The sequence below is a fragment of the Streptomyces sp. NPDC001219 genome, assembly GCF_053597915.1.
This window is the reverse complement of record NZ_JBSFJF010000036.1, coordinates 22,316-43,061: the sequence shown is the minus strand read 5'-3', so window position 1 is coordinate 43,061 and position 20,746 is coordinate 22,316. Positions and strand designations below refer to the sequence as shown.

Here is a 20,746-nt window from a genome sequence, read left to right as displayed (position 1 = left end):
CGCCGGAAGGCCCCGCCACCCGAACGGACGCCGGGACGCGGGGCACGTACAGCACGGTTCTGTACTGCCTGCCCACCAAATCGCATGCGACGTTGTACGAAACCGACATCGGTGCGCGGCGCCCCGCCCACGTACCGTCGAGGCATGACCACTGTCGAAGATCTGCCCGCCGGCGCCAACGACGCCCGCGGGCGCGTCGCCGAGTTGCACGCCATCCGCGAGCAGGTCCGGCGGGGCCCCAGCGAGCGTGCCACCGAAGCGCAGCGCGCCAAGGGCAAGCTGACCGCCCGCGAGCGGATCGAGCTGCTGCTCGACGAGGGTTCGTTCAACGAGGTCGAGCCGCTCCGGCGGCACCGGGCGACGGGCTTCGGCCTGGAGGCCAAGAAGCCCTACACCGACGGCGTGATCACCGGCTGGGGCACCGTGCACGGCCGGACCGTGTTCACCTACGCGCACGACTTCCGGATCTTCGGCGGTGCGCTGGGCGAGGCCCACGCCACCAAGATCCACAAGATCATGGACATGGCCATCCAGGCCGGTGCGCCGCTGGTGTCGCTCAACGACGGCGCCGGCGCCCGTATCCAGGAGGGCGTCTCCGCGCTCGCCGGCTACGGCGGCATCTTCCAGCGCAACACCAAGGCCTCGGGTGTCATCCCGCAGATCTCGGTCATGCTCGGCCCCTGCGCGGGCGGCGCCGCCTACTCCCCGGCACTGACCGACTTCGTCTTCATGGTCCGCGAGACCTCGCAGATGTTCATCACCGGCCCCGACGTGGTGCGCGCGGTCACCGGCGAGGAGATCACCCAGAACGGCCTGGGCGGCGCCGACGTGCACGCCGAGACCTCCGGTGTGTGCCACTTCGCCTACGACGACGAGGCCACCTGCCTGGAGGAGGTCCGCTACCTCCTCTCCCTGCTGCCGGCCAACAACCGGGAGAACCCGCCGACGGTCCCCTGCGAGGACCCCGCCGACCGCTCCGGCGACGCGCTGCTGGACCTGGTCCCCGCCGACGGCAACCGCCCGTACGACATGCGCAAGGTCATCGAGGAGCTCGTCGACGACGGCGAGTTCCTGGAGGTCCACGAGCGCTGGGCGACCAACATCATCTGCGCGCTGTCCCGGCTCGACGGCCGCGTGGTGGGCATCATCGCCAACCAGCCGCAGTCGCTGGCCGGGGTCCTGGACATCGAGGCGTCCGAGAAGTCGGCCCGCTTCGTCCAGATGTGCGACGCCTTCAACATCCCGATCGTCACCCTGCTCGACGTCCCCGGCTTCCTGCCCGGCGTCGACCAGGAGCACGGCGGCATCATCCGGCACGGCGCCAAGCTGCTGTACGCCTACTGCAACGCCACCGTCCCGCGGATCTCCCTGGTCCTGCGCAAGGCGTACGGCGGTGCCTACATCGTCATGGACTCGCAGTCCATCGGCGCCGACCTGACCTACGCCTGGCCGACGAACGAGATCGCGGTCATGGGCGCCGAGGGCGCCGCCAACGTCATCTTCCGCAAGCAGATCGCCGAGGCGGACGACTCCGAGGCCATGCGGGTGCGCATGGTCAAGGAGTACAAGTCCGAGCTGATGCACCCCTACTACGCGGCCGAGCGCGGCCTGGTCGACGACGTCATCGACCCCGCCGAGACCCGCCAGGTGCTCATCCGCGCCCTGGAGATGCTGCGCACCAAGCATGCGGACCTGCCGGCCCGTAAGCACGGCAACCCGCCCCAGTAACCACACCCGCACCCGCACCCGGCACGACGCCCATCGCGACGACGGAGAAGACACCGTGAACTCTGCCCACCGCACCGACTCCATCCGCGTGGAGAAGGGCCAGGCCAGCGAGGAAGAGCTGGCCGCCCTGACCGCCGTCCTGCTCGCCCGCGCCGCCCACCGGCCGGCGGCGGCCCCCGCCCACCCGCGCGCCACGGCCGCGCGCTGGCGGCGGCTGGAGCGGCAGGGTGGGTTCCATGGGGCTACCAGCTGGCAGCGTTGACGCGTTGACGCGTGGCGTATTCGACGAGGGGCTCCCGCGGTTGCGGGGGTCCCTCGTCGTTTCGTTTGTCTGCGGGTGCGGTTGGGGCTGGGCGCGCAGTTCCCCGCGCCCCTTTGGGGCGCGATCTGGTCGCCGGGTGGGGTGTTGGTGCGGGCCCTGCGGGGCTGGTGCCGTACGGGGCTTGTGGTTGCCGCGGGGGTCGGAGGGGACGCACCGGCACCCGTCCTCGGCGCGGGCGACGCGGCTACGAGCGATTGAGTACCCCGGCGTTCGCTCCGGTCCTGCGGGCGGGTCCCGGTACATCCCCTCCGACCGTCCCCCGTTGCCGACCGCCGGACGGTGACACCGCGAGTCACAGCCCCCACACCTGCCCGCGCCCAATCCTGGGGTGGGCCGAACCAGCTGCCTGCCAAGGGGATGCCGTACGGGTGTGCCGTAACCGGGATCGGTACGGCGGGTCAGCCGCGTACGAACGGCGGTCGGAGGGGATGCCCGGTGAGCCGCCCGCAGGACCCGGAGCGAACAACGGGGCGAAGAACCTCTGGGACCAGCATCGCCCGCGCCGAGGACGGCTTACCGGGCGTCCCCTCCGACCCACCACCCACGCCCCGCAGGCGCACGACGCCCAGCCCACGGCAACCCGTTTCCGGACGCGGTGTTCCGGTTTGGTAGGTCGCGTCCGGATCAAGGCGTAGGTTCGCCCCAATCCTGGGGAGCAGAGCTGTTCAAGGCGGCATCCCCATGCTGGCATGCGCTCGTCATTTCTTCTCCTGGTGTTCCCGCGCCGCGGGCCTAGGACGACCGGAAGGAAAGCCCATGCTCAGCACGCTCAGTGCTGGTGCCGCCGTGGCATCGTTGCTCCTCGCCGGATCGGCATCCCCCACCCCCACCGCCCGGTTCGGCGACGACCCGCCGAGCGGCAAGATCACCATTACCGTCGCCACGGTCAACGGTTCGGGATGCAGACCCGGCAGCGCCGCCATCGCCATCGCCCCCGACAACACCGCCTTCACCGTCACCTACAGCGAGTACCTCGCCCAGGCGGGCAACGGCAGCAAGCCCACCGACTCCCGCAAGAACTGCCAGATCGCGCTGAACGTCCACGTCCCGCAGGGCTTCACCTACGCGATCGCCCGCGCCGACTACCGGGGCTACGCCTCCCTGGCCCGGGGCGCCAAGGGGCTGGAGACGGCCGGCTACTACTTCCAGGGCCAGCAGCCGACGGCCCGTAAGAGCCACAGCTTCACCGGCCCGTACGACGCCAACTGGCAGACCGCGGACGAGACCGACCTCGACGCGCTGGTGTACGCACCCTGCGGCGAGGAGCGGTACTTCAACATCAACACCGAGATGAGGGTGGACGCCAAGGGGGCGGACCCCAAGTCCACCAGCTACATGGCCATGGACTCCACCGACGGCAACATCAACACCCTGTACCACTTCGCCTGGAAGCAGTGCCCCGAGCGCCGCTGACGCCGGGACACCGCACGGGGCCCGTACGCCGCCGCGTACGGGCCCACGGCACGACGAAGGCCCCCGCACCGGACCGGTGTGGGGGCCTTTCGTCGTCGCGCGCGTGCGGGCACGGGGAGCCCGGCGCGTACCGCTAGCGCAGCCGCGCCATCAGGGCGTGCTCCACGAGCGTGATGAGCGCGCTCTTGGCCTCGCTGCGATGCCGCGCATCGGTGGTGATGATCGGCGCGTCCGGGCCGATCTGCAGCGCCTCACGCACCTCGTCGGGCGTGTAGGGCTGGTGTCCGTCGAAGCCGTTGAGGGCGATGACGAACGGCAGTCCGCTGTTCTCGAAGTAGTCGACCGCGGGGAAGCAGTCGGCGAGACGGCGGGTGTCGACCAGCACCACCGCGCCGATCGCGCCGCGCACCAGGTCGTCCCACATGAACCAGAAGCGGTCCTGGCCCGGCGTACCGAAGAGGTACAGGATCAGGTCCTGGTCCAGGGTGATCCGGCCGAAGTCCATCGCCACGGTCGTGGTCGTCTTGTCCGGCGCGTGGGTGAGGTCGTCGATGCCCGCCGAGGCGGAGGTCATCACGGCTTCGGTGCGCAGCGGGTTGATCTCTGAGACGGCCCCGACGAACGTGGTCTTGCCCACGCCGAAGCCGCCCGCCACCACGATCTTCGCGGAGGTGGTGGAGCGGGCTGCACCGCTAGAGCTTGCGAAGTCCACTGAGCACCCTTTCGAGCAGTGTCACATCTGGCTGTCCGCCGGCGGTCTCGTCCCCGCCGGGCTGATGGATGGCGACGAGTCCGGCCTCTGCCAGGTCGGCGACGAGGATTCGGGCGACGCCGAGGGGGATGGAGAGAAGCGCGGAGATCTCGGCTACTGACTTGATCTCACGGCAGAGGTGGCAGATGCGCTGGTGCTCCGGCAGCTGGCCCTGCAGCTTGGAGGGGTCGGCGGTCGTGCTGACCAGTGCCTCGATGGCGAGCTGGTAGCGCGGCCGGGTCCGGCCTCCGGTCATGGCGTACGGGCGCACCAGCGGGTTGTTCGCGCCGGTGGAGGCGGGCTCGGGCGCGCGCCGCTGCGGCTGCACCGGCTGGATGCGCGGTGCCTGGGGCTGGTCGTACACCGACGGCTCGTACGGCTGTGAGTCGTACGGCCGGGACTGCTGCGGGGGGCGCTGCGGCCGGCGGCTCGGCGCAGACGGGAAGTTGAAGCGGTTGTTATGGGTCTCGCCCACAGGCCCGGACTCCTGTCCGGAACCATACGGGTATCCGCTCGGGGGCGTTGCCACGTCTCCTCCTCCAACTTGCCTGTCTGACGCCGGTCGCGCCACCGAACCCTATGGCGCGGTGGCGGGAAACGCACTGCCTGTCTTTTAGTTGAGAAGACTTCCCTGCAGTTCGGCGCGCAGATCCGGTGTCAGAACCGTGCCCGCGCGGTCGACCAGCAGGGCCATCTCGTAGCCGACCAGGCCGATGTCGCACTCGGGGTGCGCCAGTACGGCCAGTGACGATCCGTCGGAGACGGACATGATGAAGAGGAAACCACGCTCCATCTCCACCACGGTCTGGTTGACGCTCCCGCCCTCGAAGATGCGGGACGCGCCGGAGGTCAGCGACGTCAGGCCGGAGGCCACCGCCGCCAACTGATCGGCTCTGTCACGAGGGAAACCCTCGGACATGGCGAGGAGGAGACCGTCCGCGGAGACCACGACCGTGTGGGACACCCCAGGGGTGTTGTCCACGAAGTTGGTGATCAACCAGTTCAGATTCTGCGCCGCCTGGCTCATCGGGCTCACACTAACGCTCCTGATCGTAGGTGCTGCCGGGGCCGAAGCCCTGTTGGTCATTCTGGGGGACCCCGTTGGGGTCCGTGCCGACGTTGCGTCCCTGCTGGACGCCGCGGCGCAGGTTGCTCAGCCTGCCGCGGACATCCTCCGGGGCGCGGGAGACCTGGGGGCCGCCCTGCGGCGTCTGCTCCGCGGCACCTTCGACCAGGTTGGCCTTGGGCACCCGCCGGGGGAGGCCGGAAGAGGTGACTCCGCCCGCCTTCGGCTCGCGCAGCTGCTCCGCCCGCTCCCACCGCTGGTCGTTGGAGCTGCGCCAGTCGGAGCCGTCCTGGCCGGTCTCCGGCGCGCTCCGCTGCTCCTGCACCTGCGGTGCTTGCTGGTCGCGGCCTCCGCGGCGCGGAAGGCCGGCGTCCGTCAGCGCTTGGGCGTCGCTCGGTGTGGGGCCCGGACGCTCGAATGGTACGCGCTCGGGGGCGCCGGCGGGAGCGGCAGTTGTATTCCGGTCAGATTCCGCTTCGGTCCCGAAGTAGCCCTCGAATGCCGGGCGTTCGGCCCATGCGTCCGGTTGTGCCGTCTCGGGGGAGACGTACGGCTGCTGGCCGGTGGTCTCCGCGAAGCCCGTCTCGCCGAACACCCGGTTGCCGTGCGACCGGTCGTCGTAGAGCGGTTGATCGGCTTCCGCATATGCCTGGCCAGGGTAGTCCTGGTAGGCGCCGCCGGAGGGTGCCTCGTCACGGAAGAGCGGACGCTCGTCGTGCTGGTAGCCGGGGTCCTGCTCACCGGTCGCCTGGGCTTCCAGGGCGGCGCGGCGCTCCTCGCGGACCAGCGAGCGGCCCACCATGTCCAGGTCACCGGAGTCCGGACGGCCGTAGCGGCTGTCGTCGAAGCCCAGCTCGGCGGCGGTGCGCTGGTGGCCCTCCGCGGCGGCGTGCTGGTGCTCCGGGACGATCCGCGACACCGTGAAGTCGTCGTCGAACTGCTCGTCGCCGCCACCACCACCGTGGGTGATCGCCTCGGGAAGCATGACCAGCGACGTGGTGCCCGCCTGCTCGCCGGAGGGGCGCAGCTGCACCCGGATTCCGTGCCGGTCGGCCAGCCGGCCGACCACGAACAGGCCCATGCGCTGGGAGATCGCGGCGTCCACGCTCGGCGGGTTCGCCAGCTTGTGGTTGATGTCCGCGAAGTCCTCGGGGGTGAGCCCGATGCCCTTGTCGTGGATCTCGATCATGACCCGGCCGTCGGGGAGCCGGGTGGCGGCCACCCGCACCTTGGTCTGCGGGGAGGAGAACGTGGTGGCGTTCTCCAGCAGCTCGGAGAGCAGGTGCACGAGGTCGGTCACGGCGGTGCCGTGGATCTCGCTCTCGGGGACGCCGGTGAGGTCTATTCGCTCGTAGGACTCGACCTCACTGATCGCCGCCCGGAGGACGTCGACCAGCGGCACCGGCTGGTTCCAGCGGCGGCCGGGCTCCTCGCCCGCGAGGATGAGGAGGTTCTCCCCGTTGCGCCGCATACGCGTGGCGAGGTGGTCGAGCCGGAAGAGGCTCTCCAGCTGGTCCGGGTCCGCCTCGTTGTTCTCCAGGTCGGTGATCAGCTCCAACTGGCGCTCGATCAGGCCCTGGTTACGGCTGGAGAGGTTGGTGAAGATCGCGTTGACGTTGCCCCGCAGCAGCGCCTGCTCGGCGGCGAGCCGGACGGCCTCGCGGTGCACCTGGTCGAAGGCGCGGGCGACCTCGCCGATCTCGTCGGTGGTGGAGATCGGGATGGGCTGGACACGGGTGTCGACCCGGCCCGGGTCCGTCCGCGAGAGCTGGTCGACCAGCATCGGCAGCCGCTGCTCGGCGATGCCGAAGGCGGCGTTGCGCAGCTGGCGCATGTTGCGGCTCATCCGGCGGGCCATCATGCCGGCCACGACGAACGCGATGATCAGTGCGGCCACCGCGATACCGGAGTCGATGAAGGTCGACTGCCGGGCGTCGTCGGAGATGGCCGCCGCCTCGTTCACGGCCTTGTCCGCCAGGTCCTTCTCGATGGACCGGTACATGTCGAACTTGCCGGTCGCGGCCGCGAAGTAGGTATCGGAGGTGATGCCGCGGCCACCGAGCGACTCCGGTGCGGCACCGGTGGCGATCAGGGCGGACATCTGGTCGATCGACGGCGGGGCGCGGAACGGCCGGCCGGCGGCCTGTGCCTGCTCCTTGGCCCGCACGACCTTCTGCTGCGCGGCCTGCTTCAGCGCCGCGGCGTCCGTCTTGAGGCGCTCGACGTCCTCGGGCGTACCACCGGAGGTGTACTCGCCGATGGCGATGCCCTCCAGGTAGCGGTACGACGCGAAGGCGGTCAGCTGCAGCTTGTGCTCCTTGCCGCCCTGCGGGGACGCCGGGTCGACCAGGAGGTGGGTGCCGATCGAGCGCTCCAGCGACTCCGCCGCCTTGGCCAGCGCGACGGCGTAGACCGTGCGGCCGTAGGAGGTGATGTTGCCGGTGCCCAGGCCGAGTTCGTTGGCGAACTCCATCAGCGGGTGCTGGACCTCGACGTAGCCCTCTTCGGTCTGCACACCGCGCAGCTTGGAGGTGTAGGCGGCCTGGCGCAGCTGCTGGAGCTTGGGCTCGGCCTTCTCGAACGAGGCGAGACGGCGCTTGAGGCCCGGCTTGTCCGGCATGGCCTTGGCGGCCTGGTGGAACTTCTCGGCGGCGGCGTCGGTGGCGTCCCGCGCGCCCAGCACCGCCGGGTCGTCCTTCTTGCCCTTCAGCAGCGGTGCCGCGGTGCGGTCCCGCTCGTCAATCAGGGCATTGCTGTAGGAAAGCGCGGCGCGCACCAGCTTTGCGGTGTTCTCCGCGTCCTGTGCTTCCTGCCAGGTCGCGAACGAGCTGTCCACACGCAGACCGCCGAAAACCAGGGCGAGCAGCACGGGGATCAGCAGAATGGCGTTCAGGCGGGTCGCCACGCGCCAGTTGCGCGGGGAGTACTTACCGCCACTGACCGGAGGCTTCGCGGCCGAATTTTCGGGCGCGTCGGAAGCCGGTAGGCCACCTCTGGGCGGCGGTGTGAAGTTGCCCCGCCGCGGTTCCTGCGGCTCGGGGCTCGCCTTGCTTCGCCTCACTCGACCAACAACCTCTCGGCGCCGGCACTGACTTGCTGTGCCGTTTCTTCTGGGCGTTCCTACTCCGGAGTTCAGCGAATTTCAGCACGTCAGGGCGGTGCGTTCCAAACACTGGGCAAAGCCGGAGCAGGCCCGAAAGGGCCTCAGATAAAAGGGGCGTTAAGGGCGAGCCGCGCCAAAATGCAGGAGAATTGTGAGCGCAGCGAAGCCGGGCATGCGCGCGGGGTGTCGAAAGCCCGCTGATTCACTGTCGAAACGTTATGAAGCAAAATTGCAGGCGTGTCGAAGGACACAGATCCACTCAGGGATGCCGGAAACCGGTCCGGGGCAGGGGGGCGCGCCCCCGCCCCTGACAACGGCTGTGCGGCCCGCTCAGGGCTGCGGAGCGGGCCGGTGAGGGACTACTGCAGCCGCGCCATCAGGGCGTGCTCCACGAGCGTGATGAGCGCGCTCTTGGCCTCGGCGCGGTGCCGGGCGTCCGTGGTGATGATCGGGGTCCCCGGGCCGATCTGCAGCGCCTCACGTACCTCGTCCGGCGTGTGGGGCTGATACCCCTCGAAGCCGTTGAGGGCGATGACGAACGGCAGTCCGCTGTTCTCGAAGTAGTCGACGGCCGGGAAGCAGTCGGCGAGACGGCGGGTGTCGACCAGCACCACCGCGCCGATCGCGCCGCGCACCAGGTCGTCCCACATGAACCAGAAGCGGTCCTGGCCCGGCGTACCGAAGAGGTACAGGATCAGGTCCTGGTCCAGGGTGATCCGGCCGAAGTCCATCGCCACGGTCGTCGTGGTCTTGTCCTGCACGTGGCTGAGGTCGTCGACACCCGCCGAGGCGGAGGTCATCACGGCCTCGGTGCGCAGCGGGTTGATCTCCGATACGGCCCCGACGAACGTGGTCTTGCCCACGCCGAAGCCACCCGCCACCACGATCTTGGCGGAGGTGGTGGCGCGGGCCGGCGTCCCGTCCGAACCGCTGTCAGAGCTTGCGAAGTCCACTGAGCACCCTCTCGAGCAAGGTCACGTCCGGCGTGCCGCCGGCCTCGCCGCTGCCGCCGGGCTGGTGGATGGCCACCATCCCGGCCTCCGCCAGGTCCGCGACCAGAATCCGCGCCACACCCAGCGGGATGTGCAGCAGCGCGGAGACCTCGGCGACCGACTTCACCTCACGGCACAGGTGGCAGATCCGCTGGTGCTCGGGCAGCAGGCCGGGAAGCTGCGCCGGGTCGGCGGTCGTGCTGACCAGTGCCTCGATGGCGAGCTGGTAGCGCGGCCGGGTCCGGCCTCCGGTCATGGCGTACGGGCGCACCAGCGGCTGGTCACCTTCGCCCCCGTACGGCGCTTGGCTGTAAGCGCCGTACGGGCCGGAAGTGGCAGGTGGCGGGGTCATGGAGCCTCCGGGCGGGACAACTGACGGTTGTCGGGTTGGGCCGGTGGGGGGTGCGGCACATGGATGGTTGGTGCGGTACGGAGCGGCGCTGCGGACGCCGCTCAGTGCAGCAGGCTGCCCTGCAGTTCGGCGCGCAGATCGGGCGTCAGCACCGTGCCCGCGCGGTCGACCAGCAGAGCCATTTCGTAGCCGACCAGACCGATGTCGCACTCGGGGTGCGCCAGTACGGCCAGCGACGATCCGTCGGAGACGGACATGATGAAGAGGAAGCCACGCTCCATCTCCACGACGGTCTGGTTGACGGTCCCGCCCTCGAAGATGCGGGACGCGCCGGAGGTCAGCGAGGTCAGGCCGGAGGCCACCGCCGCCAACTGGTCGGCGCGGTCGCGGGGGAAGCCCTCGGACATGGCGAGCAGCAGACCGTCAGCGGAGACCACCACCGTGTGCGACACCCCGGGGGTGTTGTCCACGAAGTTCGTGATCAACCAGTTCAGGTTCTGCGCCGCCTGGCTCATCGGACTCAACTAACGCTCCTGCTGGTGAGTGGGATCGACAATGCCGTGCGTGCCGGTGGACGACGTCCCGGCCTCGCGGCCTTGCTGAATTCCCCGGCGGAGATTGGTCAGCCGCCCGCGCACATCGCTGGGCGCGCGCGAGACCTGGGGGCCGCTCTGGGTGGACTGCTGCTGTTGGGCGGTGCCCGCGACGAGGTTGGCGCGCGGGACCCGGCGGGGCAGGCCGGAGGTGGTGATACCGCCCGCGGCGGGCTGGCGGATCTGCTCCGCCTGCCGCCACGTCTCGTCGTTCGGCGAGCTGCGCCACTGGGTGGAGGCCTCGGCCGGGGCCGCGCCGCGCGCACCGTTGACCGGGGCGTCGTTGCGGGCCTCGCCGCGCGCCGGACCGTCCTGCGCGGCCTCGCGGCGCGGCAGTCGCGGTGCCTCGGGCTCGGCGGCGCCCTGGGGCGGCACCCCGGCAGCGGCGGCCGCCGGGTGGTTGAACCAGTCGGACTCGATGGTGTCGAAGATCGGCGTACGGCCGTCACCGGGACCGGCGTCCGCGTTGCCGAGCACATCGGCGGACGGCGCACCGCTGTCCTGCGACGCCTGCACCGGGAACTGCCCGGTGCCCTGCGACTCGTCGGCGTACGCGCCACGGCCGGCGTCCGGCCGCTGGTACTGGCCGGTGTCGCCGTCGGGGCGCTGGTACTGACCCGTGGTGTCGCTCTCCGGGCGCTGGTACCGGCCGGTGTCGCTGTCCGGGCGCTGGTACGTCCCCGTCTCGCTGTCGGGACGCTGGTACTGCCCCGTGTCGCTGTCCGGGCGCCGGTACTGGCCCGTGTCGTACTGACCCGTGCCGCCGCCCGGCAGGGCGAACTGACCGGTGTCACCGGGGCCGTTGGCCGCACCCTGGCCGGCCGGACGCGCGCCCCGCGGGCGGTTGCCGCCCTGGGAGCCGTCCGCGGCGGGCGGCGGACCGTTGAAGTCGGGACGGGCGAACGCCGCGGTGTCGCCGGGGCCGCCGCTCGGCGCGGGACGCTCGAAGCTGCCGGTGGTCTCCGGCTCCTCGTGGCCACGCGGCCGGTCCTGCGTCTCGCGCGGCGCCAGCGGCCAGTCGTCGGAGCCGCCGCGCTCACGGCGCGCGCCCCAGCTCGTGCCGCCCTGCTGAGCGCCCTGGCCGCCCTGGCCACCCTGACCGCCGGCGGGCCGGCCGCCCGGCAGTTCGGCGGCGGGGCCGCGCGCGGGCAGCTGCGGACGCTCGTCGCGGCGCGGGGCGCCGGTCGGCGGTGCCACGGTGGGCGCCGGGCCGCTGTCCCCGCCCCGGGTGGGCAGCGAGGGACGCGAGCCGGAGGGACGGCCGGCCGCCGGGCGGGCGTCGCCGCCCTGTCCCGGGGCGCCGGGGGCACCCGTGCCGGGAGGGGCCGTACGGCCGGACGGCGCCGCGGCGCCGAAGGCGTTCGGCGCACCGCCGCCGGGGCCGCCGCGGCCGGGCAGCGCGGGACGATGGCCGGGCGCCGGGCCCGAACCGACCTGACCGCGCGGCTGGAGCCCCGCGAGCCGGCTGGACTGCCCGCCGCCGTGGTCGCCGCCCTTGGCGTTGCTCGGCGCCGGCTTCTTGCCGCCCTGGGCGACATCGACCGGCAGCATGACCAGCGCGGTGGTGCCGCCGGAGTCGGAGGGCCGCAGCTGGATACGGATGCCGTGCCGCAGGGACAGCCGGCCGACCACGAACAGACCCATCCGCCGCGAGACCGAGACGTCCACGGTCGGCGGGCTGGCGAGCCGCTCGTTGATCGCGGACAGGTCCTCGGGCGACAGGCCGATACCGGTGTCGTGGATCTCGACCAGCACCCGCCCGTCGGGCAGCGCGTGACCGGTGACCTTGACCTTGGTCTGCGGCGAGGAGAACGAGGTGGCGTTCTCCAGCAGCTCGGCGAGGAGGTGCACGAGGTCGTTGACGACCCGGCCGGCGACCTCGGTCTGCGGAACGGCGTTGAGCTCGATGCGCTCGTACTGCTCCACCTCGGAGGCGGCGGCACGGAGCACGTCGACCAGCGGCACCGGCCGCGTCCACCGGCGGCCCGGCTCCTCACCGGCGAGGACCAGGAGGTTCTCACCGTTACGGCGCATGCGGGTGGCGAGGTGGTCGAGCTTGAAGAGCGAGGACAGCTGGTCCGGGTCGGCCTCGCGGGACTCCAGTTCGGAGATCAGCGAGAGCTGGCGCTGGATCAGACCCTGCGAACGGCGCGAGAGGTTGGTGAACATCGCGTTGACGTTGCCCCGCAGCAGCGCCTGCTCGGAGGCGAGGCGGACCGCCTCGCGGTGCACGTCGTCGAAGGCCGCGGCCACCCGGCCGATCTCGTCCCGGCTGTGCACACCGACCGACTCGACGGAGGTGTCGACGTCCTGCGGGTCGGACTCGGACAGCTGCTTGACCAGCTCGGGCAGCCGGTCCTGGGCGACCTTCTGCGCGGTGTCCTGCAGCCGGCGCAGCGAGCGGACCATGGACCGCGCCACAACGAAGGCGCCGACCAGCGAGACACCGAGGACGAGCAGGATCAGCGCACCGCTGATGATCGCGGACTGGGTGGCCTCGTTGCGCAGCTCGCGGGACTTCTGCTCCATCTCGGAGAGCAGCGTGGTCTCGATGCGCGACATCTCGTCGATCTTGACGGTGTCGGAGTCGTACCAGTCGAGGTAGCGGTAGTCCTGGCTGCGGATGCCGGAGCCGCTGGCGAAGGCGCGGTGCGCGAAGGCGACCGCGGCCTTGATCTCGTCGTTGTTGCCGTCCAGACCGCGGGTGAGCGCGCCGGCGCTGTTCTCGCCGTTGCTGGTGTAGATCTGCGAGAAGCGGTCACGGGCCGCCTTCTCGTTGTCCTCGGCGTTACGGCCGGCCAGCCGGTCGTTGGAGGACAGCTCCGGGCCGCCCTCGTGGGCGAGGCCGGCACTGACCAGGGCCCGCTGGATCGACGCGTACTCCTTGGCCGACGAGAACGCCGCCAGCGCACGGGTGCTGCGGATCATCTCCGGGTTGCTGGTCGCCTGCGCCATGTCCTGGGAGAGCGACAGCAGCGAGTTGATCAGCTGGTTGTAGCTGGTGACGGTCCGGGCCGAGTTGTCCTCGTCCTTGTACGCGCTGTTGCGGATCTCGTTGAGGGTGTTGAGCTGGCGGGTGATCTCCAGGACGGTCGCCCGGACACCGGTCATCGTGGCGTCCTGGCCCCGGATGTCATCGGTGGCCTGGTTGAACGACAGCCGGGCGCGGTCGGTCGCCTCGCGGGGCGCGACGACGTTGGCGTCGTCCTTGGCGTTCCCGCTGCCGGCCAGCGGCCCGGCCGACTTGTCCCGCTCCACCTGCAACGCGTCGGCGAGCTCGGTCGCCTGCCGGGTCATCTCGGTGAGCAGCTGCATCTTGTCGAGCTGGTCGATGTTCTCCAGCGACGTGCCGATGCGCATACCGCCCAGCGTGGTCGCGGCGACCACGGGCAGCGCGAGCAGGGAGACCAGACGGGTGCTGATGCGCCAGTTGCGCAGCGCTATTCGCGAACCGGGGCCACTGGCCCCCTTCGACGCCTTGGGCTTACCGCTGTCCGCGGCGTCATTGCCCGGCGCCTGGCCGCCTCCGTCGACGGGCAGCGTGCTGCCTCCGGCGGAACCGTTGCCCTGGGCGCGCTGGGGCGAGGAGGCGCGGTCGGTTCCGCCGCGCAGCTCCGGGTCCGCCGCAGCGCTGCCATCCCTCTTGAAACGTCCCTGCACTAGCGTCGCAACCTCTGGACCAGGCGTCCCGCCGCGGCGGGACGGTGTCGAGTCGAATGGAGGACCGCTGAGTCCCCCGATGGCGGTCGTGAGTGACCGGCGGGCTGCCCTCTCCGGTCGGAAGAGAACGGCACCACCGCGCGGCGCTTCGTTGCGCCCTGCGCGCCGGCTGAAACGTGCGGCGGTCCGTGGAATTCCAGCACAGTGCAGGATCTCCAACAAGAGCGGAGCCCCGCACTGTGACTTGGGTGACGCAATGTACGGAGCGCGTCACGACTTGTAGAAGATGCTGCCGCCGATAACGGACTTTTATCCGCGAGTCGACCGCCCCTCAGGGCTGTCCCAGGTGCGGTGATCGGGAGCGGAACGTGCACTTCAATCCGTCATTGTCCGATTCGCCCAGGGTTGTTGATCATGGGAAATGCGGCATTTGTCACACACTTCGTGAGCAAACTCACAGGTGGATCATTGAGTCTCCCCGCACGCCGCAGGGAATAGCGCGCTTAGCCTGACGCTTTACACAGTTGCCGAGAATGACAAGGCAGCTTTCCGCAAGCCCTTTCCCGACTCGATGACGCGAGGCACGCAGCAGTGAAGACGACGACGATGTTCCGCAACATAGCCAACCCGCGGCGCACCACCCTGGCCCACCTCACCGACGCCGTCGAGCTCGGCACCGAGGCCCCGGAGCACACCGTCGACCTGCCGGCCCAGACGGCCAACCCCCGCCGCACGATCCTGATGACGGCCCCCGAACAGGGCATCCCCGCCTGAAGCGACGACCGACCGGCAGCGGCCCCGCGATAGCCTGGAGTGTCAACTCCGGCCACTGATCAATGAGGGGCAACGGCAACCCGTGCGCATCGCCAGATTCTCCATCGACGGCAACGTCGGCTTCGGCGTCCTCGAAGGCGACGAACTCGACGTCATCAAGGGGCACCCCTTCGCGGAATTCGAGCGCTCGGGCCAGAAGGTCCCCCTCGACAAGGTCCGGCTGCTGCCGCCGGTCCTCCCCAACAAGGTCGTCGCGATCGGCCGCAACTACGCCGAGCACGCCGCCGAGCTGGGCAACGCCGTACCGGACGAGCCGGTCGTCTTCTTCAAGCCGTCGACCACGGTGATCGGCCCCGGCGACCCCATCGCGTACCCCTCCTTCTCCGAGGAGGTGCACCACGAGGCGGAGCTCGCCGTCGTCATCGGCCGGATGTGCCGTGAGGTGCCCCGCGAGCGCGCCAAGGACGTGATCCTCGGCTACACCTGCGCCAACGACGTCACCGCCCGCGATGTGCAGCGGCGCGAGAAGCAGTGGGGACGGTCCAAGGGCTTCGACGGCTCCTGCCCGCTCGGCCCCTGGGTCGAGACCGGGCTGGACCCCGCCGACATCGCCGCGGGTCTCGCGGTCCAGTGCACGGTCAACGGTGAACAGCGCCAGCTCGGCCGCACCAGCGACCTGGTCCGCCCGGTCGAGGACCTCATCGTCCACATCACCGAGGCGATGACCCTGCTCCCCGGCGACGTCATCCTCACGGGCACCCCGGCCGGGGTCGGCCCCCTCAACGTCGGCGACGAGGTCGCCGTCACCATCGAAGGCATCGGCACTCTCACCAACAAGGTGATCAAGCGTGGCTAACGCGACCCCCGGCACCCCCGTCCGCGTACGTTTCTGTCCCTCCCCGACCGGTAACCCCCATGTCGGCCTGATCCGTACCGCCCTGTTCAACTGGGCCTACGCACGGCACAACAAGGGCAGCCTGGTCTTCCGGATCGAGGACACCGACGCGGCCCGCGACTCCGAGGAGTCCTACAACCAGCTGCTGGACTCGTTCCACTGGCTGGGCTTCGACTGGGACGAGGGCCCCGAGGTCGGCGGCCCGCACGCGCCGTACCGCCAGTCCCAGCGCATGGACCTCTACAAGGACGTCGCCGACAGGCTCCTCGCGGCCGGCCACGCCTACCACTGCTACTGCACCACCGAGGAGCTGGACGAGCGCCGCGACGCCGCCCGCAAGGCCGGCCGGCCCTCCGGCTACGACGGCACCTGCCGTGAGCTGACCGCCGAGCAGAAGGCCGCGTACGACGCCGAGGGCCGCTCCGCCATCGTCCGCTTCCGGATGCCCGACGAGCCGATCACCTTCACCGACCTGGTGCGCGGCGAGCTGACCTTCACCCCGGACAACGTTCCGGACTACGGCATCGTGCGCGCCAACGGCGCCCCGCTGTACACCCTGGTCAACCCCGTCGACGACGCCCTGATGGAGATCACCCACGTCCTGCGCGGCGAGGACCTGCTCTCCTCCACCCCCCGCCAGATCGCCCTCTACAAGGCCCTGATCGAGCTGGGCGTGGCCAAGGAGATCCCGGCCTTCGGCCACCTCCCCTACGTCATGGGCGAGGGCAACAAGAAGCTCTCCAAGCGCGACCCGCAGGCCAACCTCAACCTGTACCGCGAGCGCGGCTTCCTCCCCGAGGGCCTGCTCAACTACCTTGCGCTGCTCGGCTGGTCCTTCTCCGCCGACCAGGACCTCTTCTCGGTGCAGGAGCTGATCGAGAAGTTCGACATCGCGGACGTCAACGCCAACCCGGCCCGCTTCGACCTGAAGAAGGCCGAGGCGATCAACGCCGACCACATCCGGCAGCTGGACGTGGCGGACTTCATCACCGCCTGTGAGCCCTGGCTGACGGCCCCGCACGCCAACTGGGCCCCCGAGGACTTCGACGAGGCCGCCTGGCGCGCCATCGCTCCGCACGCCCAGACCCGCCTCACCGTCCTCTCGGACATCACGGCCAACGTCGACTTCCTCTTCCGCACGGAGCCGGTCGAGGACGAGGCGTCCTGGACCAAGGCCATGGGCAAGGGCGACCCGGTGGCGCTGCTGACCACCGCCCGCGCCAAGCTGGACGCCGCCGACTGGGCGTCCGGCCCCGAGCCCCTCAAGGAGGCCGTCCTGGCCGCCGGCGAGGAGCACGGCCTCAAGCTCGGCAAGGCACAGGCCCCCGTCCGGGTGGCCGTCACCGGCCGCACGGTCGGCCTGCCGCTCTTCGAGTCCCTGGAGATCCTGGGCAGGGAGCGCACCCTCCAGCGCATCGACGCGGCCCTGGCCAAGCTGGCCGGCTGACCGCACCACTGCGCCCAGGGGGCCCGGACACCGCACGGTGTCCGGGCCCCCTGGCGTATCCGGTGCCGTTGGCTAGATTGCCGGTATGCCCCTCCGCGCCGTCCTGTGGGACCTCGACGACACCCTCTTCGACTACACCGGATCGGACCGTGCGGGCGTGCTGCGCCACCTGCGGACCGAGGGCCTGCTCGACACGTACGGCGGCGAGCAGGTGGCTCTGGAACGCTGGCAGACGGCCATGGAGACCGAGTTCGCCCGCTTCCTCGTCGGCGAGGTGGGCTTCCTCGACCACCGCAGAGGCCGGGCCCGGACGTTCCTGGGGACCCCGCTCTCCGACACCGAGGCGGACGCCTGGTTCGGCCGCTACCTCGCGCACTACGAGGCCTGCTGGGCGCTCTTCCCGGACGCCGCGCCCGCCCTGGGTGCCCTGGCCCCGCTGGCACGGCAGGCGGTGCTGTCCAACGCCACCACCGCCAACCAGGAGCGCAAGCTCGCCGCCCTGGGCATCCGCACCCGCTTCGAGGCGGTGTTCTGCGCCGACGGACTGGGACACGCCAAACCGGCCGCGGAGGCGTTCCAGGGAGCCTGCCAGGAACTGGGCCTGCCGCCGAACGAGGTGGTCCACATCGGCGACAAGCTCGACATCGACGCACTGGGCGCCCGGGACGCCGGGCTGACCGCCGTATGGCTGGACCGCGCGGGCACCGGAGGGGAGCCGCCCGCCGGGGTGCGCCGGATCGCGGGCCTGGCGGAGCTCCCCGCGCTGTTGGACGGAGTTATCGGTTTTGGTGCGCCGTCCACGATCAGGTAATGTTCTTCCTGCGCCGCCCGAGAGGGGCCGAAAGGCCCGGCCGGGAGGCGTAAGTCAAACAAAGCCCCCGCAGGGGGTTGCGCTTTGATGGCCTATGGTGTAATTGGCAGCACGACTGATTCTGGTTCAGTTAGTCTAGGTTCGAGTCCTGGTAGGCCAGCTCGCAGAGCTTATCTGCAAAGCCCCCGTTGTGTAGCGGCCTAGCACGCTGCCCTCTCAAGGCAGTAGCGCCGGTTCGAATCCGGTCGGGGGTACAGATCCTTCCCAGGGAGACAGTCCGGGTCGCACCCACTGTCACTCACGGAGACAAACACCCGGCTTCCGCCGGGTGGGGATCGCTAGGGCCCCCGTTGTGTAGCGGCCTAGCACGCCGCCCTCTCAAGGCGGTAGCGCCGGTTCGAATCCGGTCGGGGGTACTGGTCTAAACCACCATGGGCTATGGTGTAATTGGCAGCACGAGTGATTCTGGTTCATTTAGTCTAGGTTCGAGTCCTGGTAGCCCAGCGCGGTGTGTCCTCGCGACACATCCAACTGCAGGAAAACTTGCCCCCGTTGTGTAGCGGCCTAGCACGCCGCCCTCTCAAGGCGGTAGCGCCGGTTCGAATCCGGTCGGGGGTACAAGACGAAGAGGCCCCCCGCATCATGCGGGGGGCCTCTTCGCGTCAACCGCCGCTCCCGAAGCGCCTGTTGGCCTCCTCGGCCTCCGCCAGCCGGCGCAGGCTGAGCAGTACCGGCTCGTAGAGCACGGTCAGCGCGACCGCCGCCTCCACCTGCTCCGCCGGGGTCGCGAACTCCTCGACCAGGTCCAGGTCGGCGACGGAGAGCTGTGCCGCCTGGCGGGCGTAGGGCAGCAGATGCGGGATGTCGCAGGCGTAGCCGAGGCGGTGCAGTGCCGCGATGGCGGCGACGAGCATGCCGAAGGCGCGGGAGCCGTCGGCGATCTCCAGGTTGAAGTGCCAGTCGAGCTGCTTGAGGAGTTCGGTGGCGGTGCGCCGGGCGACGGCCGTCGAGGGGGCGCTCTCGTCGGGCTCCGGGCCGTAGGGGAGTGCCTCCACGGCGATCCCGAGGCGGGTGAGGTGGTCCCGGGAGTCGTCCTCGACGGCGGCCAGGACGTCCCGGGCGGTGCTCACGGGGATGCGGCCGACCTGGATCAGGGCGCGGACCAGCCGCAGCCGCCGCAGATGCTCCTCGTCGTACTCGGACCGGGTGGCGGTGACCCGGCGGCCCGGCGGCAGCAGGCGTTCGCGCAGGTAGTACTTGATCGTGGCGGTGGAGACCCCGCTGCGCTCGCTCAGTTCCGCCAGTCGCATACCGCTTGCACCTTCCATTGGAGAGTGCCACTATCTAAGCATGGATAGCGATGCTATCCAGTGACGGAAGGGGGCAGTCATGAGGGACAGGCCGGTGCAGGGCCGGATGACGGCGGACGGCGGCCGGGAGGTGGTGGTCTTCCTCATCGGGATGCGCTTCAACAACTGGCGTGCGGTGCGCAGTTGGCTTCCGGTGTTCCGTGCGATGCCGCGCATGATCAAGGAGCTGGCCCAGGACCCGGACAGCGGGATGATCGGCTACCGGCTGCTTCCCGGACTGCCGCGGAACTTCGCCGTCCTCCAGTACTGGGACTCGAAGGAGAAGCTCTTCGCCTACGCCACGGACCGGGACGGTGCGCACCGGCCGGCCTGGGCGGAGTTCAACCGGCGGGTGCGCGAGGGGCGCAACAAGGTCGGCTTCTGGCACGAGACCTATGTCGTCCCGGCGGGCTCGTACGAGAGCGTCTACGTCAACATGCCGCCGTTCGGGCTGGGGGAGGCCCAGGGGACGGTGCCGGTCGGCCGCCGCGGGGAGCGGGCCGCGGACCGCCTGGCGGCCTGAGAGCCGAAGGGCGGCCCCGTGCGGACTGTCCGCACGGGGCCGCCCTTCTTCGGCGTCGTGACCGGGGCAGGCCGGGGCCACCGCCCCGGCTCGCCCCGCCCGGGGTGCTCAGCCGGTGCGCCGCAGGCCCTCGGAGAGGCGGGCGGCCGCGTCGATGACCGCCTGGGCGTGCATCCGGCCCGGGTGCCGGGTCAGCCGCTCGATCGGTCCGGAGACCGAGACGGAGGCCACCACGCGGTTGGAGGGGCCGCGCACGGGGGCGGAGACCGAGGCCACGCCCGGCTCCCGCTCGCCGATCGACTGCGCCCAGCCCCGGCGCCGTACGCCGGACAGCGCGGTGGCCGTGAAGCGCGCGCCCTGGAGGCCGCGGTGCAGCCGCTCGGGCTCCTCCCAGGCCATCAGGATCTGGGCGGCCGAGCCCGCCTTCATGGGGAGCGTGGAGCCGACCGGGACGGTGTCCCGCAGTCCGGACAGCCGTTCCGCCGCCGCCACGCAGATCCGCATGTCGCCCTGCCGGCGATAGAGCTGGGCGCTCTCGCCGGTCACATCGCGCAGGTGGGTGAGCACCGGTCCCGCCGTGGCCAGCAGACGGTCCTCGCCGGCCGCCGCGGCCAGCTCGGACAGGCGCGGTCCCAGGATGAACCGGCCCTGCATGTCCCTCGCCACCATCCGGTGGTGTTCCAGTGCCACGGCCAGCCGGTGGGCCGTGGGCCGTGCGAGCCCGGTCGCCGCGACCAGCCCGGCGAGGGTGGCCGGACCGGACTCCAGGGCACTCAAAACCAGAGCTGCCTTGTCGAGAACGCCGACGCCGCTAGAGTTGTCCATGCAACGATACTCGCGTCTCACACTGTGAAACGCAAGTTCAATTTTCCAGGGAAGTCGTCAATCTGTAGGTGTGGCCCTCGACCAGGGCCCGGCGTAAGGCCCGGCAAGGGGATTTTTCTGCGGGCATCGCGCACGGACGAGA

Annotated in this window: 18 protein-coding genes and 5 tRNA genes; 13 read left to right on the top strand and 10 right to left on the bottom strand. The window is 70.6% G+C overall.

Annotation, left to right across the window (positions count from 1 at the left end; genetic code table 11):
- The first annotated feature begins 144 nt into the window (after positions 1-144).
- The 3 genes from ACWC9R_RS22630 (at position 145) to ACWC9R_RS22620 (ending at position 3,463) form a co-directional block, all read left to right on the top strand.
- Positions 145-1,728: an acyl-CoA carboxylase subunit beta gene (locus tag ACWC9R_RS22630; RefSeq protein WP_362610703.1), complete on the top strand. Its 1,584-nt coding sequence runs from the start codon at positions 145-147 to the stop codon at positions 1,726-1,728.
- Positions 1,729-1,783: 55 nt separating this feature from the next.
- Complete coding sequence (locus ACWC9R_RS22625; RefSeq protein ID WP_393363318.1) at positions 1,784-1,990, top strand: acyl-CoA carboxylase epsilon subunit; 207 nt, start codon at positions 1,784-1,786, stop codon at positions 1,988-1,990.
- 816 nt (positions 1,991-2,806) lie between these two features.
- Positions 2,807-3,463, top strand: coding sequence for a DUF4360 domain-containing protein (locus ACWC9R_RS22620; protein WP_450733988.1), 657 nt, complete (start codon positions 2,807-2,809; stop codon positions 3,461-3,463).
- A gap of 133 nt (positions 3,464-3,596) precedes the next feature.
- On the opposite strand, the gene ACWC9R_RS22615 is transcribed toward ACWC9R_RS22620, so the two are convergent.
- From ACWC9R_RS22615 to ACWC9R_RS22580, 8 genes are all read right to left on the bottom strand, one after another.
- Positions 3,597-4,175 carry a GTP-binding protein gene (locus tag ACWC9R_RS22615; RefSeq protein ID WP_073447656.1) on the bottom strand — a complete coding sequence of 193 codons (579 nt, stop codon included), beginning with the start codon at positions 4,173-4,175 and terminating at the stop codon, positions 3,597-3,599.
- Positions 4,156-4,743 carry a DUF742 domain-containing protein gene (locus ACWC9R_RS22610; RefSeq protein WP_450733986.1) on the bottom strand — a complete coding sequence of 196 codons (588 nt, stop codon included), beginning with the start codon at positions 4,741-4,743 and terminating at the stop codon, positions 4,156-4,158. Before ACWC9R_RS22610 ends, ACWC9R_RS22615 begins: the two co-directional genes overlap by 20 nt.
- 84 nt (positions 4,744-4,827) lie before the next feature.
- The gene (locus ACWC9R_RS22605; RefSeq protein WP_018087204.1) at positions 4,828-5,241 is read right to left on the bottom strand and encodes a roadblock/LC7 domain-containing protein; all 414 of its coding nucleotides are present in this window, start codon (positions 5,239-5,241) and stop codon (positions 4,828-4,830) included.
- A gap of 10 nt (positions 5,242-5,251) precedes the next feature.
- The gene (locus ACWC9R_RS22600) at positions 5,252-8,341 is read right to left on the bottom strand and encodes a nitrate- and nitrite sensing domain-containing protein (RefSeq protein WP_450733984.1); all 3,090 of its coding nucleotides are present in this window, start codon (positions 8,339-8,341) and stop codon (positions 5,252-5,254) included.
- A gap of 401 nt (positions 8,342-8,742) precedes the next feature.
- Entirely contained in the window at positions 8,743-9,336 is a 594-nt protein-coding gene (locus ACWC9R_RS22595) for a GTP-binding protein (RefSeq protein WP_450733983.1), read from the bottom strand.
- Positions 9,317-9,727 carry a DUF742 domain-containing protein gene (locus ACWC9R_RS22590; protein ID WP_159743219.1) on the bottom strand — a complete coding sequence of 137 codons (411 nt, stop codon included), beginning with the start codon at positions 9,725-9,727 and terminating at the stop codon, positions 9,317-9,319. Before ACWC9R_RS22590 ends, ACWC9R_RS22595 begins: the two co-directional genes overlap by 20 nt.
- Positions 9,728-9,828: 101 nt before the next feature.
- Positions 9,829-10,242, bottom strand: coding sequence for a roadblock/LC7 domain-containing protein (locus tag ACWC9R_RS22585; RefSeq protein ID WP_018087200.1), 414 nt, complete (start codon positions 10,240-10,242; stop codon positions 9,829-9,831).
- A gap of 9 nt (positions 10,243-10,251) precedes the next feature.
- Positions 10,252-13,980 carry a nitrate- and nitrite sensing domain-containing protein gene (locus ACWC9R_RS22580; protein ID WP_450733981.1) on the bottom strand — a complete coding sequence of 1,243 codons (3,729 nt, stop codon included), beginning with the start codon at positions 13,978-13,980 and terminating at the stop codon, positions 10,252-10,254.
- A gap of 591 nt (positions 13,981-14,571) precedes the next feature.
- Here ACWC9R_RS22580 and ACWC9R_RS22575 point away from each other — a divergent pair.
- The 9 genes from ACWC9R_RS22575 to ACWC9R_RS22535 all read left to right on the top strand — a co-directional run bounded on the left by ACWC9R_RS22575 (position 14,572) and on the right by ACWC9R_RS22535 (position 18,525).
- Positions 14,572-14,754, top strand: a complete 183-nt coding sequence (locus ACWC9R_RS22575) for a hypothetical protein (protein ID WP_450733979.1) — start codon at positions 14,572-14,574, stop codon at positions 14,752-14,754.
- 82 nt (positions 14,755-14,836) lie between these two features.
- Positions 14,837-15,610 (top strand): fumarylacetoacetate hydrolase family protein, encoded by a 774-nt coding sequence (locus ACWC9R_RS22570; RefSeq protein WP_450733978.1) that lies wholly within the window; start codon positions 14,837-14,839, stop codon positions 15,608-15,610.
- On the top strand, positions 15,603-17,096 hold the full coding sequence (gltX, locus tag ACWC9R_RS22565; protein ID WP_450733977.1) for a glutamate--tRNA ligase: 1,494 nt from the start codon (positions 15,603-15,605) through the stop codon (positions 17,094-17,096). The genes ACWC9R_RS22570 and gltX overlap by 8 nt, the downstream gene beginning before the upstream one ends.
- A gap of 85 nt (positions 17,097-17,181) precedes the next feature.
- Entirely contained in the window at positions 17,182-17,907 is a 726-nt protein-coding gene (locus ACWC9R_RS22560) for an HAD family hydrolase (protein ID WP_450733975.1), read from the top strand.
- A gap of 88 nt (positions 17,908-17,995) precedes the next feature.
- Positions 17,996-18,067 (top strand) — tRNA-Gln (locus ACWC9R_RS22555).
- Between the two features lie 21 nt (positions 18,068-18,088).
- A tRNA-Glu gene (locus ACWC9R_RS22550) sits at positions 18,089-18,161 on the top strand.
- Positions 18,162-18,250: 89 nt separating this feature from the next.
- Positions 18,251-18,323: transfer RNA gene (locus ACWC9R_RS22545), tRNA-Glu, on the top strand.
- A 16-nt stretch (positions 18,324-18,339) separates the two neighbouring features.
- A tRNA-Gln gene (locus ACWC9R_RS22540) sits at positions 18,340-18,411 on the top strand.
- A 41-nt stretch (positions 18,412-18,452) separates the two neighbouring features.
- Positions 18,453-18,525, top strand: a tRNA-Glu gene (locus ACWC9R_RS22535).
- Between the two features lie 44 nt (positions 18,526-18,569).
- Here ACWC9R_RS22535 and ACWC9R_RS22530 read toward each other — a convergent pair.
- Positions 18,570-19,217 carry a MerR family transcriptional regulator gene (locus ACWC9R_RS22530; RefSeq protein WP_450733973.1) on the bottom strand — a complete coding sequence of 216 codons (648 nt, stop codon included), beginning with the start codon at positions 19,215-19,217 and terminating at the stop codon, positions 18,570-18,572.
- Positions 19,218-19,296: 79 nt separating this feature from the next.
- Here ACWC9R_RS22530 and ACWC9R_RS22525 point away from each other — a divergent pair, with 79 nt between their 5' ends.
- Positions 19,297-19,779: a DUF4188 domain-containing protein gene (locus ACWC9R_RS22525; protein WP_450733971.1), complete on the top strand. Its 483-nt coding sequence runs from the start codon at positions 19,297-19,299 to the stop codon at positions 19,777-19,779.
- A 108-nt stretch (positions 19,780-19,887) separates the two neighbouring features.
- On the opposite strand, the gene ndgR is transcribed toward ACWC9R_RS22525, so the two are convergent.
- The gene (gene ndgR / locus ACWC9R_RS22520; RefSeq protein WP_030982239.1) at positions 19,888-20,604 is read right to left on the bottom strand and encodes an IclR family transcriptional regulator NdgR; all 717 of its coding nucleotides are present in this window, start codon (positions 20,602-20,604) and stop codon (positions 19,888-19,890) included.
- Between the last annotated feature and the right edge of the window lie 142 nt (positions 20,605-20,746).

What these genes read in the sequence shown, in the direction of transcription:
- ACWC9R_RS22530 (WP_450733973.1), bottom strand. Translation starts at nt 19,217, where the DNA reads ATGCGACTGGCGGAACTGAGCGAGCGCAGCGGGGTCTCCACCGCCACG.
- ACWC9R_RS22525 (WP_450733971.1), top strand. Translation starts at nt 19,297, where the DNA reads ATGAGGGACAGGCCGGTGCAGGGCCGGATGACGGCGGACGGCGGCCGG.
- ndgR (WP_030982239.1), bottom strand. Translation starts at nt 20,604, where the DNA reads ATGGACAACTCTAGCGGCGTCGGCGTTCTCGACAAGGCAGCTCTGGTT.
- ACWC9R_RS22590 (WP_159743219.1), bottom strand. Translation starts at nt 9,727, where the DNA reads ATGACCCCGCCACCTGCCACTTCCGGCCCGTACGGCGCTTACAGCCAA.
- ACWC9R_RS22630 (WP_362610703.1), top strand. Translation starts at nt 145, where the DNA reads ATGACCACTGTCGAAGATCTGCCCGCCGGCGCCAACGACGCCCGCGGG.
- ACWC9R_RS22585 (WP_018087200.1), bottom strand. Translation starts at nt 10,242, where the DNA reads ATGAGCCAGGCGGCGCAGAACCTGAACTGGTTGATCACGAACTTCGTG.
- ACWC9R_RS22620 (WP_450733988.1), top strand. Translation starts at nt 2,807, where the DNA reads ATGCTCAGCACGCTCAGTGCTGGTGCCGCCGTGGCATCGTTGCTCCTC.
- ACWC9R_RS22605 (WP_018087204.1), bottom strand. Translation starts at nt 5,241, where the DNA reads ATGAGCCAGGCGGCGCAGAATCTGAACTGGTTGATCACCAACTTCGTG.
- ACWC9R_RS22560 (WP_450733975.1), top strand. Translation starts at nt 17,182, where the DNA reads ATGCCCCTCCGCGCCGTCCTGTGGGACCTCGACGACACCCTCTTCGAC.